Origin of the sequence: Sciscionella marina DSM 45152 (assembly GCF_000379465.1) — a bacterium.
Taxonomy (GTDB): domain Bacteria; phylum Actinomycetota; class Actinomycetes; order Mycobacteriales; family Pseudonocardiaceae; genus Sciscionella; species Sciscionella marina.
The window spans coordinates 731,124-745,746 of the sequence record NZ_KB905380.1 but is presented as its reverse complement, the minus strand read 5'-3'; the positions used below and the strand labels follow the sequence as shown (position 1 = coordinate 745,746).

18 protein-coding genes are annotated in these 14,623 nt (G+C 69.1%); 12 read left to right on the top strand and 6 right to left on the bottom strand.

Going from position 1 to position 14,623, the window contains the following annotated elements:
- Positions 1-7: 7 nt before the first annotated feature.
- Both A37U_RS0103550 and A37U_RS42135 read left to right on the top strand, forming a co-directional pair.
- Positions 8-1,120 (top strand): glycosyltransferase family 4 protein, encoded by a 1,113-nt coding sequence (locus A37U_RS0103550; protein ID WP_040586660.1) that lies wholly within the window; start codon positions 8-10, stop codon positions 1,118-1,120.
- A gap of 100 nt (positions 1,121-1,220) precedes the next feature.
- Positions 1,221-2,153, top strand: coding sequence for a cation diffusion facilitator family transporter (locus A37U_RS42135; protein ID WP_020495233.1), 933 nt, complete (start codon positions 1,221-1,223; stop codon positions 2,151-2,153).
- Between the two features lie 33 nt (positions 2,154-2,186).
- On the opposite strand, the gene A37U_RS0103540 is transcribed toward A37U_RS42135, so the two are convergent.
- Complete coding sequence (locus tag A37U_RS0103540; protein WP_020495232.1) at positions 2,187-3,011, bottom strand: ABC transporter permease; 825 nt, start codon at positions 3,009-3,011, stop codon at positions 2,187-2,189.
- Entirely contained in the window at positions 3,008-4,012 is a 1,005-nt protein-coding gene (locus A37U_RS42130; RefSeq protein WP_240437476.1) for an ATP-binding cassette domain-containing protein, read from the bottom strand. Before A37U_RS42130 ends, A37U_RS0103540 begins: the two co-directional genes overlap by 4 nt.
- 133 nt (positions 4,013-4,145) lie before the next feature.
- On the opposite strand from A37U_RS42130, the gene A37U_RS0103530 reads away from it, so the two are divergent.
- Positions 4,146-4,877: a TetR/AcrR family transcriptional regulator gene (locus tag A37U_RS0103530; RefSeq protein WP_020495230.1), complete on the top strand. Its 732-nt coding sequence runs from the start codon at positions 4,146-4,148 to the stop codon at positions 4,875-4,877.
- Here A37U_RS0103530 and A37U_RS0103525 read toward each other — a convergent pair.
- Entirely contained in the window at positions 4,874-6,667 is a 1,794-nt protein-coding gene (locus A37U_RS0103525; RefSeq protein WP_020495229.1) for an AMP-dependent synthetase/ligase, read from the bottom strand. The genes A37U_RS0103530 and A37U_RS0103525 overlap by 4 nt on opposite strands.
- A 115-nt stretch (positions 6,668-6,782) precedes the next feature.
- Between A37U_RS0103525 and A37U_RS0103520 the strand changes: the two genes are divergently transcribed.
- From A37U_RS0103520 to A37U_RS0103495, 6 genes are read left to right on the top strand one after another with little or no spacing between them, the layout of a single operon-like run.
- Positions 6,783-7,166 carry a hypothetical protein gene (locus A37U_RS0103520; RefSeq protein WP_026196835.1) on the top strand — a complete coding sequence of 128 codons (384 nt, stop codon included), beginning with the start codon at positions 6,783-6,785 and terminating at the stop codon, positions 7,164-7,166.
- A 22-nt stretch (positions 7,167-7,188) separates the two neighbouring features.
- A complete protein-coding gene (locus A37U_RS0103515; RefSeq protein WP_020495227.1) occupies positions 7,189-7,977 on the top strand; it encodes a metallophosphoesterase family protein in 789 nt (262 codons plus the stop codon).
- Between the two features lie 27 nt (positions 7,978-8,004).
- Positions 8,005-8,451, top strand: a complete 447-nt coding sequence (locus A37U_RS0103510; protein WP_020495226.1) for an SRPBCC family protein — start codon at positions 8,005-8,007, stop codon at positions 8,449-8,451.
- 32 nt (positions 8,452-8,483) lie between these two features.
- Positions 8,484-9,665 carry an ArsA family ATPase gene (locus A37U_RS0103505; protein WP_020495225.1) on the top strand — a complete coding sequence of 394 codons (1,182 nt, stop codon included), beginning with the start codon at positions 8,484-8,486 and terminating at the stop codon, positions 9,663-9,665.
- The gene (locus A37U_RS48055) at positions 9,662-10,252 is read left to right on the top strand and encodes a hypothetical protein (protein ID WP_020495224.1); all 591 of its coding nucleotides are present in this window, start codon (positions 9,662-9,664) and stop codon (positions 10,250-10,252) included. The genes A37U_RS0103505 and A37U_RS48055 overlap by 4 nt, the downstream gene beginning before the upstream one ends.
- A complete protein-coding gene (locus A37U_RS0103495) occupies positions 10,252-11,211 on the top strand; it encodes an ROK family protein (RefSeq protein ID WP_020495223.1) in 960 nt (319 codons plus the stop codon). The genes A37U_RS48055 and A37U_RS0103495 overlap by 1 nt, the downstream gene beginning before the upstream one ends.
- A 76-nt stretch (positions 11,212-11,287) precedes the next feature.
- Here A37U_RS0103495 and A37U_RS0103490 read toward each other — a convergent pair whose 3' ends face one another.
- Complete coding sequence (locus A37U_RS0103490; protein WP_026196834.1) at positions 11,288-11,800, bottom strand: hypothetical protein; 513 nt, start codon at positions 11,798-11,800, stop codon at positions 11,288-11,290.
- Positions 11,797-12,576, bottom strand: coding sequence for an alpha/beta hydrolase (locus A37U_RS0103485; protein WP_026196833.1), 780 nt, complete (start codon positions 12,574-12,576; stop codon positions 11,797-11,799). The genes A37U_RS0103490 and A37U_RS0103485 overlap by 4 nt, the downstream gene beginning before the upstream one ends.
- A gap of 181 nt (positions 12,577-12,757) precedes the next feature.
- Between A37U_RS0103485 and A37U_RS0103480 the strand changes: the two genes are divergently transcribed.
- The 3 genes from A37U_RS0103480 to A37U_RS0103470 are packed head-to-tail and all read left to right on the top strand — an operon-like array spanning position 12,758 to position 14,141.
- On the top strand, positions 12,758-13,516 hold the full coding sequence (locus A37U_RS0103480) for a lysophospholipid acyltransferase family protein (protein WP_020495220.1): 759 nt from the start codon (positions 12,758-12,760) through the stop codon (positions 13,514-13,516).
- A gap of 40 nt (positions 13,517-13,556) precedes the next feature.
- Positions 13,557-13,754, top strand: coding sequence for a hypothetical protein (locus A37U_RS0103475; protein WP_020495219.1), 198 nt, complete (start codon positions 13,557-13,559; stop codon positions 13,752-13,754).
- Complete coding sequence (locus A37U_RS0103470; RefSeq protein ID WP_020495218.1) at positions 13,755-14,141, top strand: type II toxin-antitoxin system death-on-curing family toxin; 387 nt, start codon at positions 13,755-13,757, stop codon at positions 14,139-14,141. It abuts the gene before it with no gap.
- Between the two features lie 2 nt (positions 14,142-14,143).
- Here the strand turns inward: A37U_RS0103470 and A37U_RS0103465 are convergent, their stop codons facing one another.
- On the bottom strand, positions 14,144-14,620 hold the full coding sequence (locus A37U_RS0103465; RefSeq protein WP_020495217.1) for a (2Fe-2S)-binding protein: 477 nt from the start codon (positions 14,618-14,620) through the stop codon (positions 14,144-14,146).
- Positions 14,621-14,623 lie beyond the last annotated feature (3 nt).

The window sequence follows — 14,623 nt, the reverse complement described above, 5'->3', positions numbered from 1 at the left end:
CCGGACCATGACCACCAGAACACTGCTCATCACGAACGACTTCCCGCCCGCACTGGGTGGCATTCAGTCCTATGTGGACGAATTGGCGCGGAGGCTGGATCCCGCCTCGCTTGTGGTGCTCGGCCCGCACACGGAAGGCGCCGCCGAACACGATGCCCGCCTGCCGTTCCCGGTCGTCCGGCACACCGGGATGCTGCTGCCGACGCGGCCGGTGCTGAACACCGCGCGGCGGCTGCTCGCCGAATACGGCTGCCGCAGTGTCTGGTTCGGCGCGGCGGCCCCGCTCGGTCTGCTGGCGGCCCCGCTGCGGCGGGCGGGGGCGCGCCGGGTGCTGGCGAGTACGCACGGCCACGAGGTGGGCTGGTCGATGCTGCCGGGTGCCCGTTCGGTGCTGCGACGCATCGGGGAGCACACCGATGTGCTCACCTTCGTCAGCCGCTACACCCGGTCCAGGGTCGCTTCGGCGTTCGGGCCGCATGCCGGATTCGAGTACCTTCCGCCCGCCGTCGACGGTGCCTGGTTTCGCCCCGATCCCTTGGCGGGCAAGCGAATCCGACTTCAACTCGGGCTCGGTGAGCGGCGCGTGGTGCTGTGCCTTTCCCGCCTGGTGCCGCGTAAGGGAATCGACACCCTGCTCGCCGCGCTGCCCCGAATCCTCGCAGTCGCACCGGATGCCGTGCTGCTCGTCGCCGGAACCGGGCGCGATACCCCGCGGCTGCGCGGCATCGCCGAACGCGCCGGGCTCGGTGATCGGGTCGTCTTCGCGGGCGCGGTGCCCCAGGGTGAGCTCGCCGACTGGTACAACGCCGCCGATGTGTTCGCGATGCCGTGCCGCACCAGGGGATTCGGGCTCGACGTGGAAGGTTTCGGGATGGTCTTCCTGGAGGCGGCCGCCTGCGGGCTCCCCGTGGTGGCCGGAAATTCCGGTGGCGCACCGGAAAGTGTGCGAGCGGGGGAGACCGGATACACCGTGGACGGACGGGACACCGGCGTGGTGACCAGGGCCGTGCTGCGCGCGCTTGAGGCACGCGGGATGGGTGCGGCGGGCCGGGAACGGGTACTCGAACACTGGAGCTGGGAGCAGCGGGCGCACCGGCTCGCCGAACTGCTCGACGGCTGAACCCGCCACGCGGGAGCGGGGCGTTCCCCGGTTCACAGTTGCATACATAGCGATACATGCATATGATGGCGATGGCGAGACGATGAAGGGGGTGACCCGGATGGGCGCTGGACACGGACATGGGCATGCGAGCGGGGAGTCGGACAAGCGGTGGCTGGCCGGCGCCCTGGCGGTGATCGGCGTCTTCATGCTCGGCGAGGTTGTCGCCGGCTTGCTCGCCGGGTCCCTCGCGCTGCTCTCCGATGCCGCGCACATGCTCACCGATGCCGCATCGATCGCGCTGGCGCTGTGGGCGATCCGGCTCGCCGCGCGCCCCGCATCGGGCCGGATGACCTACGGGTGGAAGCGCGCGGAAATCCTTTCGGCGCAGGCGAACGGGATCACCCTGCTGGTGCTCGGCGCCTGGCTGACCTATGAGGCGATCACCCGGCTGATCGATCCGCCGGAGGTCACCGGTTCGCTGGTGCTGATCGTGGCGCTGCTCGGGGTCGTGGTGAACCTGATCGCCACCTGGATGATCAGCAAGGCCAACCGGTCCAGCCTCAACGTGGAAGGCGCGTTCCAGCACATCCTCAACGACCTGTTCGCGTTCATCGCCACCGCGGTCGCCGGACTGGTCATGCTGCTGACCGGGTTCGCCCGCGCCGACGCGATCGCCTCACTGGTCGTGGTCGTCCTGATGGTCAAGGCCGGGATCGGACTGGTCCGCGATTCGAGCCGGATCTTCCTGGAGGCGGCGCCCGCCGGTCTGGACCCGGACACGATCGGCGGGCTGCTCGCCGACCGTCCGCATGTCGCCGAGGTGCACGACCTGCACATCTGGGAGATCACCTCGGGATTGCCCGCGCTGTCCGCGCATGTGCTGATCACTCCGGGCGAGGACTGCCATGCCGTGCGGGCGGATCTGGCGCGACTGCTTGCCGCCGAACACGCCATCGAGCACGCCACGTTGCAGGTGGATCACGTCCAACCGGGCGAAGCCGGCCCGGTGCACTGCGAGGAACCGCACGGCGCCGTGTACCGAGGTGTTTGATCGGCGGAGCGCCTGAGCGGCGAGCCGTTCCGCTCAGAGGTTCATCTTCTGGAAGCGGCGCACCGAGAGCGGGGCGAACACGGCGATGAGCGCGATCGACCACAACAGGATCGTGGCCACCGGATGCTGCATCGACCAGGCCGTGCTCGAACTCAGCCCGGGGTTGCCGAACAACGCCCGGCAGGATTCCACGAGCGCACTCACCGGATTCCAGTCCGCGATCGCGCGCAACCAGGCGGGCATGTTCCCGGTCGGCACGAAAGTATTCGAAATCATCGTCAGCGGCATGAAAAGCGGGGCGAGCCGTTCGGCGGTGGTGACGTTGCGGACCAGCGAGCCGAGGAAGATGCCGAGCCAGATCATCCCGAACGCGAAGAGCAGGATGACGCCGAATCCCGCCGCCACGCTCCAGAACCCGGTGTGCGCCGTCCATCCGGTCGCCCAGCCGCACAGCGCCGTGACCACGAGCCCGAGGGTGTAGTTGATCAGCTCCGCGCCGCTGGTGCCGACCGGGACCGCGGAACGCGAGGCGGGCATCGAACGAAACCGGTCCATGACACCGAGCTGATTGTCGTTCGCCATTTTCTGCATGATTCCGGCGAACGAGGCCGCGGCGCCCATGGCGAACAGTCCCGGCATCAGGAATTCGCGGTAGTTCCCGCCTCCCGGAATAGGAATCGCGCTGCCGAATATGTAGCCGAAGATCAGGATCATCGCCAGCGGGAACATGATGGTGCCGATGATCTCGCCGGGGGAGTGCTTGAACCGCAACAGGTTCCGCAGGATCATGGTCGCGCTGTCGGCGAGAAGGTCATAGAGCGCACCGCGTTCACGGCGCGGGCCGGCGATGCTCGTCATGTCCTGTCCTCTGTCATCTCGATTTCGTTGTGTGCCAAGGGTTTCTGTTCACCGGTCAGGCGCAGGAACACCTCGTCGAGCGTGGGGTGGCGCAGTGCGAGGTCGCTGATCGCCACCCCGCTCTCGTGCAGCATGAGGGTGACCTTGGGCAGTGGCACCGTTTTCGTGTCCAGCACGGAGGTGACCCTGCGTTCGTCCGCGACGACCTCCGGCTCGGCACCGGTGAGCGTGCGCAGTTCCCGTGCCACCGTGGCGAGCTGGTCGACGTGTTCGACGGTGACATCCAGATGCGCGCCGATGGTGGCCTTGAGGTTGCCCGGGGTGTCGTCCGCGACCGCGGTACCGGTGTCGATCACCACGATGTTGTTCGCGAGCTGATCGGCCTCGTCGAGGTACTGGGTGGTGAGCAGCACCGTGGTGCCATCGGTGACCAGTCCGCGCACGGCTTCCCAGACCTCGTTGCGGCTACGCGGATCCAGCCCGGTCGTCGGCTCGTCGAGGAAGAGCACATCCGGGGCCACGATCAGGCTCGCGATCAGGTCGAGGCGCCTGCGCATCCCGCCGGAGTACCCCTTGACCTGGCGGTCGCCCGCCGTGGCCAGATCGAACCGCTCGAGCAGTTCGTCCGCCCTGGCCCGCGCCGACCGGGCGGAGAGGTGATACAGCCTGCCGAAGATGCGCAGGTTCTCCCGTCCGGTAAGGGTTTCGTCCAGTGCGGCGTGCTGCCCGGCGAGCCCGATCCGCTTGCGCACCGCCATCGGATCGCGGACCACGTCGTGCCCGGCGATCAGTGCGGTGCCCGAATCGGGCCGCAGCAGGGTGGCGAGCACCCGCACCGCGGTCGTCTTGCCCGCCCCGTTCGGCCCGAGTAGTCCGCACACCGTGCCGGGCGCGACGTCGAACCGCAGGTCTCGGAGGGCTTGGGTGCTGCCGAAGTGCTTGTTCAGCCCCTCGACGCGCACGATCGGTTCGGTCATTTCTTCCCCAAGGTCGGAGTGCATCCGAGAACTCCATGTCCTGCTTGCGCCGGACGAGAGCTCGCAGACACACTCTGGGATTTGCGCGCTATAGGTGAGTACTGCGTACGCTATCAATAAGCTAGCTTAGTGGGTACAACGTACGCAAGGAGGTTTCGTGTCGGGGTCCGAGGACGAGGTCATCTGGCTGCGGCCGGAGAAACCCACGCGTGGCAAGACCCCCGCGTACAACCGGGCCGACATCGCCGCGGCCGGGGTGCGGATCGCCGATGCCGTGGGGCTCGACGGGCTCTCCATGCGCAAGGTGGCCGCGGAGCTCGGCGCGGGAACCATGTCGCTGTACCGCTATGTGCGCAGCAAGGACGAACTGCTCGCGCTGATGGTGGACTCGATTCTGGGGGATCCGGAGAGCTGGCCGGGCGACTACCGGGACTGGGCGGGCGTGCTGCGGCTGTGCGCGCACGGCAGCAGATCGGCGGTGCTGGAGCATCCGTGGTTCCCGGTCGCCTCGGTGTACGCCAATCCGCCGGGACCGAACATGCTGCGGGCGATGGAACACATGATGGCCGCGCTGGACCGCCCGGGACTGCGGATCGACGAGCTGTTCCAGATCGTCACCACGGTGATGACCTTCGCGCAGGGCTACGCGCAGAACGAACTCGCCGAACGCGCGGCGGGGCTCGGCACCGGACCGGTCGAGGAGACCACCACCGAGGCCGAGAAGCGCTACATGGTGCGCATGGCCGAGTCCGGGGAATACCCGTACCTTTCCCGGCTCATCGCCGAGGCCCGGACCCCGCACCAGGACGCCGATGCCCAGTTCGACGCGATGCTCGACTGGGTGATCGAAGGCATCCTGGCGCGAGTGCGCGCCTACGTCGATCTCTAGGAGTAGATCGCCTTGATGTCCTCGGCGCGAATGTCCGAGACCACCCCGCGGCGCAGTTTCAGCGAGGGGGTCAGCTCACCTGAGTCGATGGTGAAATCGTTGGGCAGCACGCGGAATTTCTTGATCGACTCGGCGTGCGAGACCGCCGTATTGGCCTGGTCCACGGCCTCCTGCAGCTCCTTGTTCAGCTCGGGATCCTCGATCAGGTCACCGACCTTCGCGTTGGGATCCTTGCCGTGCCTGGATTTCCAGCCGGTGAGGAACTCCTCGTCGATCGTGATCAGCGCGGCGATGAACGGCTGCTTGTCCCCGACGACCATGCACTGGGAGATGAGCGGGTGCGCGCGCAGGCCGTCCTCGAGCACGGCGGGGGAGACGTTCTTGCCGCCCGCGGTGACGATGAGTTCCTTCTTGCGCCCGGTGATACGCAGGAAGCCCTCGGAATCGATGCTGCCCAGATCCCCGGTGTGGAACCAGCGATCGGTCAGCGCGGTCGCGCTCGCTTCCTCGTTGCGCCAGTAACCGCGGAACACCACATCGCTTTTCACCAGCACCTCGCCGTCCTCGGCGATGCGCACCGAGGTACCGGCGATCGGGCGCCCCACGGTGCCGACCTTGCTGTGCTGCTCGGTGTTCACCGCGGCGGCCGCGGAGGTCTCGGTGAGCCCGTAGCCTTCGTAGACCGGGAGACCGATGCCGCGGAAGAAGTGCGCGAGCCGTTCGCCGAGCGGCGCACCGCCGGACACGGTGCCGGTGCACCGGCCACCGAGCGCGGCACGCAGCTTGGCGTACACCAACCGGTCGAACACCGCGTGCTTGACCCGCAGCGTCAGGCTCGGCCCGCCGCTCTCCTTCGCCTTCGAGTACTCCACGGCGACCGCCTCGGCGGCGTCGAAGATCGAGCCCTTCCCACCGTCGTGCGCCTGCTGCCGCGCGGAGTTGTACACCTTCTCGAACACCCGGGGCACGGCGACGATGAAGGTGGGCCGGAAACCGCGGAGATCGTCGAGCAGATTGCTGACATCCGGGGTGTGTCCCATGGTCAGCCTGGTATAGATGCCGGTCAGCGCGATCGCACGGGCCAGGACATGGGCCAGCGGCAGGAAGATCAGCTGGGAGTTGCCCGACTGCATCAGCCGGGGGAAGGAGTTCGCGTTCGCCCGGACCTCGGCGAGCAGATTGCGGTGGGTGAGCTCACATCCCTTGGGCCGCCCCGTGGTGCCCGAGGTGTAGACCAGGGTGGCCAGGTCGTCGGCGCCGATGCCGCGCCTGCGTTCGCGCACCGTGTCCCCGCCGACCTCGGCACCCGCGCTGGTGAGCTCGGCGACCGCGCCCGGTTCCCCCTCGATCTGCCACACGCGGTCGACGCCCTCGACCCTGCCGAGTACCCCGTCCACCACGCTGTGGTGCGCATCGGTCTCCACGAACACCGCACGGGCCCCGGAGTCGGCGAGGATCCACTCGATCTGGTCGGCCGAGGAGGTGTCGTAGATCGGCACGGTGACCGCGCCCGCGGTCCAGATCGCGAAATCGATCAGGGTCCACTCGTACCGGGTCTTGGCGAGCAGCCCGATCCGGTCACCGGTCTCGATCCCGGCCGCGATCAGACCCTTGGCCACCCCGGTCACCTCGGCGGCGAACTGCGCGGCCGTGACGTCCACCCAGGAATGGCCGACCCGCCTGCGGAAGGCGATCGTGCCTGCGAACCGTTCCGCGTTGGCGAAGATCATGTCGGTGAGGTTCTCCCGCTCGTCGACCTCACCGATGCTCGCCGCCGTGTACTCCTGCATCGTCGCAACCTCCCGGACGTGACTGTGTCCTCACCACCGCAACTTACCGTCGGTATGTGAACCGGTACCACCGTGGTGTCCGAGATCGCTCCGAGCGGGCGGGGATACTGGGCACATGCCAACGGTGGACATCGTCGACGAGACCTTCCTGCTCGTGCCGCCGGCCGTGCTCGCGGCCACCTATGCCGACCCGGATGTGTGGCGCGAATGCTGGCCCGACCTGCGGCTCGAGGTCTACGCCGACCGGGGCGAGGAGGGGCTGCGGTGGACGGTGACCGGCGCGCTGGTCGGCACCCAGGAGGTGTGGCTCGAGCCGATGCTGGACGGCACCCTGGCGCACTACTTCCTGCGCGCGGACCCGCCGCCGGACCGGAACTGGAGCCCGTCGATGCTGCGCCGGGTGATCACCGCGCGCCAGGTCGCGGCGAAGACGGTGTCCCTGCGGCTCAAGCGAACCCTGGAGGCAGGACGGCGCCCCGGTTGCCCGCCGCTGGAGTGAACCCTTCGGTAACCTCGCGGGTGTGCGGGTACACGTTGTCTCCGATGTGCACGGGAACGTCGATGCGCTCAGCCGGGCCGGGGAAGGGGCCGATGTGCTGCTCGTGCTCGGCGATCTGCTCGACTTCGTCGACTATCACGACCACTCGGCGGGGATTCTCGGTGTGATCTTCGGCGCGGAAGCGGTCGGCCGTTTCGCCGAACTGCGCCGCCGTAGCGATCCCACCGAGGCCGGGGCGTACGCCCGTTCGCTGTGGGCGAGCCTCGAGGATCCGGGGCGGGTGGTCACCGAGGCCATCCACGACCAGTACGCGAAGCTGTTCGCCGCGCTGACCGCGCCCACCTACGCGATCCCGGGCAACGTGGACGCGCCCGAACTGTGGCCCGATCATCTGCACGACGGGGTAACCCTCGCCGACGGGCGAGTGCTCGAGATCGGCGGTGTGCGGTTCGGGTTCGCCGGCGGAACGGTGCTGCCGAAGGGGAGGGCCCGCCGCTCCGGTGGGGTGTGGAAGCCCTATATCCGCACCGCGGAGGACTACGACGCCGACGTGGCCGCGCTGCACGGGGTGGATGTGCTGTGCACTCACTGCCCGCCCGCGCTGCCTGAGCTGACCTATGATGTGGTCGCCCGGCGCGCCGAGCTCGGCTCCACGGCGCTGGTGGACCTGCTCGACCGGGAGTCGCCGCGGTACGCGCTGTTCGGGCACGTGCACCAGCCGCTGGCGCCCCGCCTGCGCTACCGGCGCACCGAGTGCGTCAACGTCGGGCATTTCCAGCGCACCGAAACGCCGTACGTGCTCGAGCTCTGAGCACACCTGCCCGGTAACCTGCGGTCCATGTCCACGCCCGACCGGTCGACCCAGTCCATCGTGATCGACGCGCCCCCGGAACGCATCATGGCGGTGATCGCCGACTTCGACGCGTACCCGGAGTGGACCGATGCGTTCAAATCGGCGGAGGTGCTGGAGACCGGGGCGGACGGCCGCGCCCGCCAGGTGCGGATGACCATCGAGCAGGGCCCGGTCAAGGACACCTACACCCTCGAATACGAGTGGGCGCCGGACGGCCGCTCGGTACGCTGGCACCTGGTCAAGGGTGCGATGCAGAAGGCCCAGGACGGCAGTTACACGCTCGTCCCCTCCGGTGGCGGCACCGAGGTCACCTACAGTCTCTCCGTGCAGCTGGCGATCCCGATGATCGGCCAGCTGCGCCGCAAGGCCGAAAAAGTGATCATGGACACCGCACTCAAGGAGCTCAAGCGCAGGGTCGAGGAGGAGTCATGACCGAGCGGCACCCGGCGCGGGAGCGCTAGCCGGTGCGTGTCACGTTGTTCACCGGCAAGGGCGGAGTCGGCAAGACGACGATCGCCGCCGCCACCGCCGCGCGGCTGGCCAGGAGCGGTCGCCGGGTACTCGTCGTGTCCACCGATCCCGCGCACTCGCTCGGGGACGCGTTCGGCACCGAGCTCGGCGCGGAACCGCTCGAGGTGGAGTCCGGCCTGCACGCCGGGCACATCGACGCGCGCGGACTGGTCGACCAGTCCTGGGCCCAGTTGCGCACCCACCTGCGCGGGATGCTCGCCGGGGCCGGGGTGGACGAGGTGGACGCCGAGGAACTGACCGTGCTGCCCGGGGTGGACGAGCTGCTCTCGCTGGTCGAGGTGCACCGGCTCGTCGAGCAGGGCGCGGCGGACGGGCGCTGGGAAGCGGTGCTCGTGGACTGCGGGCCGACCGCGGAGACCCTGCGGCTGCTCGCTCTTCCGGAAGCGTTCTCCGGCTATCTCGGTAAGTTCTTCCCCTCCGGCAAGGGCGCCGGGTTGCTGCGCGCCGGGCTGCTCGGCGGGGACCAGTGGGCGGCGACCAGGCAGGCGCTGGGCACCCTCGGCGGCCAGCTCGCCGCGCTGCGCGGTCTGCTCACCGACCGCGCGCGGACCTCGGTCCGGCTGGTGCTCACCCCGGAACGGGTGGTCATCGCCGAGACCCGGCGCACCCTGACCGCGCTTGCCCTGCAGGGGATCCGGGTCGACGGGGTGATCGCGAACCGGCTGGTGCCCAAGGCGGGGCTCGGCTTCGGCCCGGCGGCGAACTGGATGCGCACCCGGCGCGCGGAGCAGGACGCCGTGCTGCGCGAGGTGCGCACCCACACCGAGCTCGAGGTGCGCACCGTGGAGCACCGGGCGAACGAGCCGGTCGGCGCGGACGCGCTCGCCACACTGGCGACCGACCTCTACGGGCGTGCCGATCCGCTCGCCGAACACGAGGAACTGGATCCGCCGCTGCTCTCGGTACACGGCGGCGGCACCGAGTACCGCTTGCACATCGCGATCCCGCTCGCCGAGGACGCCCGGCTCGAGCTCGCGCGGATCGGTGACGATCTCGCGGTCACCGTGGACGGCAGGCGGCGGCTGATCAGCCTGCCCTCCGTGCTGCGGCGCACCGAGGTGCGCACCGCCGAGGTGGACACCGAAGGCATCGTCGTCCGGATGCGTGCGCTATGAACGGGCCCGGGAAGGTGGATACCGAGGAACACCTGCACTCGCACGGGGCGGACCCGCGCCTGGTCGCCGAGCTGCGCGGACTGCTGAGCGCCTTCGCCGATCGCGCGGAGCCCTTGCTGCGCAAGGCATCCCAATCCACCGGGGAGCTCCCGGCCACCTGCAACTGGTGCCCGCTGTGCGCCGCGCTCGCCGTGGTGCGCGGGCAGCGCCCGGAACTGGCGGCGCGCGCGGCCGGGCACGGGGTCGCGCTGGTGGATCTGCTGCGCGCGGTGCTCGGCGAACCCGGTCCCGGGAACCGCCCGGGAACCGGCAGCTGGACCACATCCGGGCACCTGCGTGAGGAAGACGTCGTCGACGACCTCGCCACCACGATGCCTCAACCACCGGTACGGATGCGGGTGCAGCACATCGAGGTGCGCAGGGCGCAGACGCCGCGGCAGCGGGCCTGGCCGTCCGAGGACGCCGACCTGGCCGAACCGAAACCCGAACCCGAATCCGAGCAGAGCGAACCGGAGGACGGCCCCGAACAGGACGGGCGGGTCCAGCGGATCGCGGTGCACCGCAAGCGAGGTGGTGAGCGGAACTGATGCGCGCCATCGGGGTGGATATCGGCGGTACCAGTGTGCGTGCCGCGGTGGTCGACGAGCACGGCTCGATCCTGGACACCGCGCGCACCGCGACCCCGAGCGGGGAGCGATCGCTGGAGGACGCGATCGTCTCGGTGGTGCACGAGCTGACCAGGCGGCACCGGGTCGGCGGGGTCGGCCTCGCGATCGCCGGGTTCATCAGTGCCGACCGCAGCAGGGTGATGTTCGCCCCGCACCTGGCCTGGCGGGACACCGACATCGCCGAACGCCTCGGCGGCAGGCTCGGTCTCCCGGTGCTCGTGGAGCACGACACGAACTCCGCCGCGGTCGCCGAGCACCGGTTCGGCGCGGCCAGTGGCAGCCAGGTCGCCGTGCACATCGCGCTCGGCACCGGAATCGGCGCGGCCCTGGTGATCGACGGGGAGCTGTTCCGCGGCGCGCACGGGGTGGCCCCCGAGCTCGGGCACCTTCGCCTCGTTCCGGACGGGCGGCCCTGTCCGTGCGGCAAGTCCGGGTGCTTCGAGCGCTACTGCAGCGGTACCGCGCTCTCGGCGACCGCGGTCGAGCTGCTCGCCGAACATCCGGGCACCTCGACCGAACTGCGCAGGCACGCCTCCGACGACGCGCGCCGACTCACCGGACGACAGGTCGCCGCCGCCGCGCGGGACGGCGACCCGATCGCCCAGCGGGCGCTCGCCGAACTGGCCCGCTGGCTCGGCGAGGGCATCGCGCTCGTCGCGGACGTCTACGATCCCGAGCTCGTGGTCATCGGCGGCGGGGTCTCCGAATCCGCGCCGCTGTTCCTCGACGAGGCCCGGGAACACTACGCGCGCGCCCAGACCGGCAGCGGTTACCGCCCGCTCGCCCGGATCCGCACCGCGCAGCTCGGCGACGACGGGGGCATGGTCGGCGCCGCCGTACTCGCCGCGGAGTCACTGGGAACGCAGGCCGCGCGCTGACGGCGGGGCCGCTTTCCCCACCCGAGCAACTGGCCCCGCTGCCCGCGCCGCTACGCAGGCCAAGCGAAGATACCGGTCAAAGCCGGGCGCCGTCGTCGTCCGAGCCCGGGGTGCCCGGCGGCGGCCCGCTGCGCAGCCGGAACAGCAGCAGGCCTGCCGCGCCGACGGCGGCGACCGCGCCGAGCGGGATGGCCGCCGAGGAGGAGATGCCGAGCAGGTTCGGGGCGGCGAACAGCAGGATCGCGATCGCGATCAGGACGAGGGCGACGATCGTGGCGGCGTGCGGGCGGGGGACCGGTGGTGGCTCGGGTGGCTCGTAGTGTTCGGTGTCCGAATCGATGTCGAGGTCCGCGTCCGGGTCCCATTCCCGTTCCGCGGTGCGCCATTCGCTGGCGTGGGGGCGTGGCTCGGGTTCGGGGCGCGGCCGCTGTTCCTCGGCGACCCCGGGCCCGGTGGTTTCGGGCTCGGACGGTTCGGGCTCGGACGGTTCGGCGGTGAGGTTCTCGCCGACGCCCTCGCGCTCGAGATCGGCGACGATCTCGGCGAACGCGGCGTCCACGTCTTCTGGACCGTCCGAGCGTCTTGTCATGTTGGCTCTCCAGCGAGCTGTGGTGTTTCCTCGGTCAGTCGCGCCACGAATTCGCTCCCGAGCCGGAAGATGGTCGACGCGTCATAGTCAAGGGTGGCTACGTGGAAGCTGTCCGGCAAGACCACCGTGGTGAAATCCTCGCTGCGGACACCGTTCGCCACGATGTTCGCATTGATCGGCTCCACAACGTGATCGACGCTCGAGCGGAACAGCAGTACCGGCATGCTGATCCGGCCGAGGTCCGCACGCACCAGCCGCCACAGTGCGCGCAGGCTGTTCAGCGCGCGCAGCGGGGTGGTGCGGTAGCTCAGTTCGGGAATGCCGGGCCTGGCGATGTCCCCGCCGATCCCGGGTTTGCTCGGGACCACCTTCGACAGCACCGGGAGCAGCGCGGCGAGCTTGTTCTCGGTCGTCACCGAGGGGTTGACGAGCACGATCCCGCTGATGTCCGCGCCGCGTCGCTCGGCGAGCCGCAGGGTGAGCGTTCCGCCCATGGACAGGCCGAAGACGAACACCCGCTCGCAGCGTTCGAGCAGCTCGTCGAGCGCACCCTCCACGCAGCCGTACCAGTCCGGCCAGCGGGTGCGGTTGCATTCGCGCGCGGTCGTGCCGTGCCCGGGCAGCCGAGGACAGCGCACCGTGTAGCCCTGCGCGGCCAGGTGTTCGCCCCAGGGGCGCATGGTCTGCGGTGAGCCGGTGAACCCGTGACAGAGCAGGACTCCCGTCCGGGTCGAGCCGTCGTGGGCGAACGGTTCCGCACCGGGAAGTACGGGCACGGTCTCCTCCTTCGGGTCCGACAGGGGTGTGCTTTCCATAGTAGTTCGCCGCCGAAGCGGACATACCGTGCAGTATGTGCAGGTACAGGTGTCCCACCTCATTGTGCGCACCGGCACATGCTCCGTACGCTGGTGTTTCCGAAATGGTGTCGGTGGAGTGTGCGGGAGGCCGGGAGACGCGGTGTTCTATTACGTCCTGAAGTACCTGTTGCTCGGTCCGGTGCTCCGGCTGTTCTTCCGTCCGGAGATCGAGGGGCTGGAGAACATCCCCCGCGAGGGTGGGGCGCTGATGGCCTCGAACCACCTCGCGGTGCTCGACTCGTTCCTGTTCCCGTTGATGGTCCCGAGAAGGATCACCTTCCCCGCCAAGCGCGAGTACTTCACCGAGCCGGGGCTCAAGGGCCGGTTCAAGAAGACGTTCTTCACCGCGGCCGGTCAGGTGCCGATCGACCGCAGCAGCGCGAACGCCGCCCAGGCAGCGCTGGATACCTGCGTGCGGCTGTTGCGCGACGGGAACCTGGTCGGCATCTATCCCGAGGGCACCCGTTCCCCGGACGGCAAGCTCTACAAGGGCAAGACCGGGATGGCGCGGATCGCGCTGCAGGCCGAGGCCCCGATCATCCCGGTCGCCATGTTCGGCACCGACAAGGCCAACCCCATCGGTTCCCGGCTGCCGAAACCGGCCAAGGTCCGGATCAAGATCGGCAAGCCGCTCGAGTTCTCCCGCTACGCCGGGCTCGACGGGGACCGGTTCGTGGAGCGCTCCATCACCGACGAGGTGATGTACGAGCTGATGGAACTGTCCGGGCAGACCTACGTCGACGTGTACGCGCAGAAGGTCAAGGACGATCTCGCCGCGAAGCAGGCGGGCGCGGTCGCGCTGCCCGCGCAGCGCGAGGAGCGAAGCGGCGACCGGGTACCGGGAACCAAGGCGGGTTAAGCCGGTACCGAATCAGGTACCGTTTTGCTATTCTGTCTTCATGACAGCCTTGAACGTGCAGTTCACCGAGGAGGAGATGGCCGACCTGCGGGCAGCTGCCGAACGCGAAGGCAAGTCGTTGAAGACCGTGGCACACGACGCGGTCGTCTCTGCCGTGTCCTCGCGTAAGTATCGGGTCGCCGAGGCGGCTGCGCGAGTCGCGGGGATCAGCGCCGAGCTCAATGAACGGCTCGCCTGAGTGCCCGGGCCGTACTTTCTCGATATCGAGGACGTTCTTACCGCGACCGGGCACGCGATGGGGGTGTCACCAGAGGTCGGCGACTTCGGCTTGCTCGCTGCCGCGGTCGCCCGGCCGCAGACCACGGTGTTCGGCCAGGACGCCTACCCGGATCTGTTCACGAAAGCGGCCGCACTGTTGCATTCCCTGGTGCGCAATCACGCGTTGATCGATGGGAACAAGCGTGCCGCTTGGGCCGGTGCCGCCGTTTTTCTCGAAGTCAACGATGTGCCGTTGCGGGACTCGCTGGACGTCGACGCCGCGGAGACGATGGTCCTCGAAGCGGCACGCGGTGAAATCGACGTGCCCGAGATCGCGGAGCGGCTGCGCCAGTTCTTCGAAGGCTGATGTCACATGTTCTTCGCGCCGGTATGGATCGCCTCGCGGATGCGGGTGTAGGTGCCGCAGCGGCAGATGTTGCGCAGCTTGTCCAGCTCGGCGTCGTCGAGTTCGGTACCGGCGGCGCGTGCCTTGCGCACCAGGGCGACCGCGGCCATGATCTGCCCCGGCTGGCAGTAGCCGCACTGGGCGACGTCGTGTTCGAGCCAGGCCTCCTGCATGGGGTGCAGTTTCCCGCTCCGCTGATCCGCGAGGCCCTCGATGGTGGTGATCTCGTCGCTGGGTTTGATCGCGGAGATGGGCACCGAGCAGGGATTGAACGCCTTGCCGTTGATGTGGCAGGTGCACGCCTTGCAGACGTTGATCCCGCAGCCGTATTTCGGCCCGGTGACCCCGAGCAGATCGCGCAGCACCCATAGCACGCGGACGTTGTCCTCGGTGTCCACGCTGACCCGGTTTCCGTTGAGGATAAAACTGTGTTCGGGCACCGT

Bases quoted from the DNA above. Each gene is read 5' to 3' on its own strand.
- A37U_RS0103550 (WP_040586660.1), top strand. From the start codon at position 8: ATGACCACCAGAACACTGCTCATCACGAACGACTTCCCGCCCGCACTG.
- A37U_RS42135 (WP_020495233.1), top strand. From the start codon at position 1,221: ATGGGCGCTGGACACGGACATGGGCATGCGAGCGGGGAGTCGGACAAG.
- A37U_RS0103540 (WP_020495232.1), bottom strand. From the start codon at position 3,011: ATGACGAGCATCGCCGGCCCGCGCCGTGAACGCGGTGCGCTCTATGAC.
- A37U_RS42130 (WP_240437476.1), bottom strand. From the start codon at position 4,012: ATGCACTCCGACCTTGGGGAAGAAATGACCGAACCGATCGTGCGCGTC.
- A37U_RS0103525 (WP_020495229.1), bottom strand. From the start codon at position 6,667: ATGCAGGAGTACACGGCGGCGAGCATCGGTGAGGTCGACGAGCGGGAG.
- A37U_RS0103520 (WP_026196835.1), top strand. From the start codon at position 6,783: ATGCCAACGGTGGACATCGTCGACGAGACCTTCCTGCTCGTGCCGCCG.
- A37U_RS0103510 (WP_020495226.1), top strand. From the start codon at position 8,005: ATGTCCACGCCCGACCGGTCGACCCAGTCCATCGTGATCGACGCGCCC.
- A37U_RS48055 (WP_020495224.1), top strand. From the start codon at position 9,662: ATGAACGGGCCCGGGAAGGTGGATACCGAGGAACACCTGCACTCGCAC.
- A37U_RS0103495 (WP_020495223.1), top strand. From the start codon at position 10,252: ATGCGCGCCATCGGGGTGGATATCGGCGGTACCAGTGTGCGTGCCGCG.
- A37U_RS0103490 (WP_026196834.1), bottom strand. From the start codon at position 11,800: ATGACAAGACGCTCGGACGGTCCAGAAGACGTGGACGCCGCGTTCGCC.
- A37U_RS0103475 (WP_020495219.1), top strand. From the start codon at position 13,557: ATGACAGCCTTGAACGTGCAGTTCACCGAGGAGGAGATGGCCGACCTG.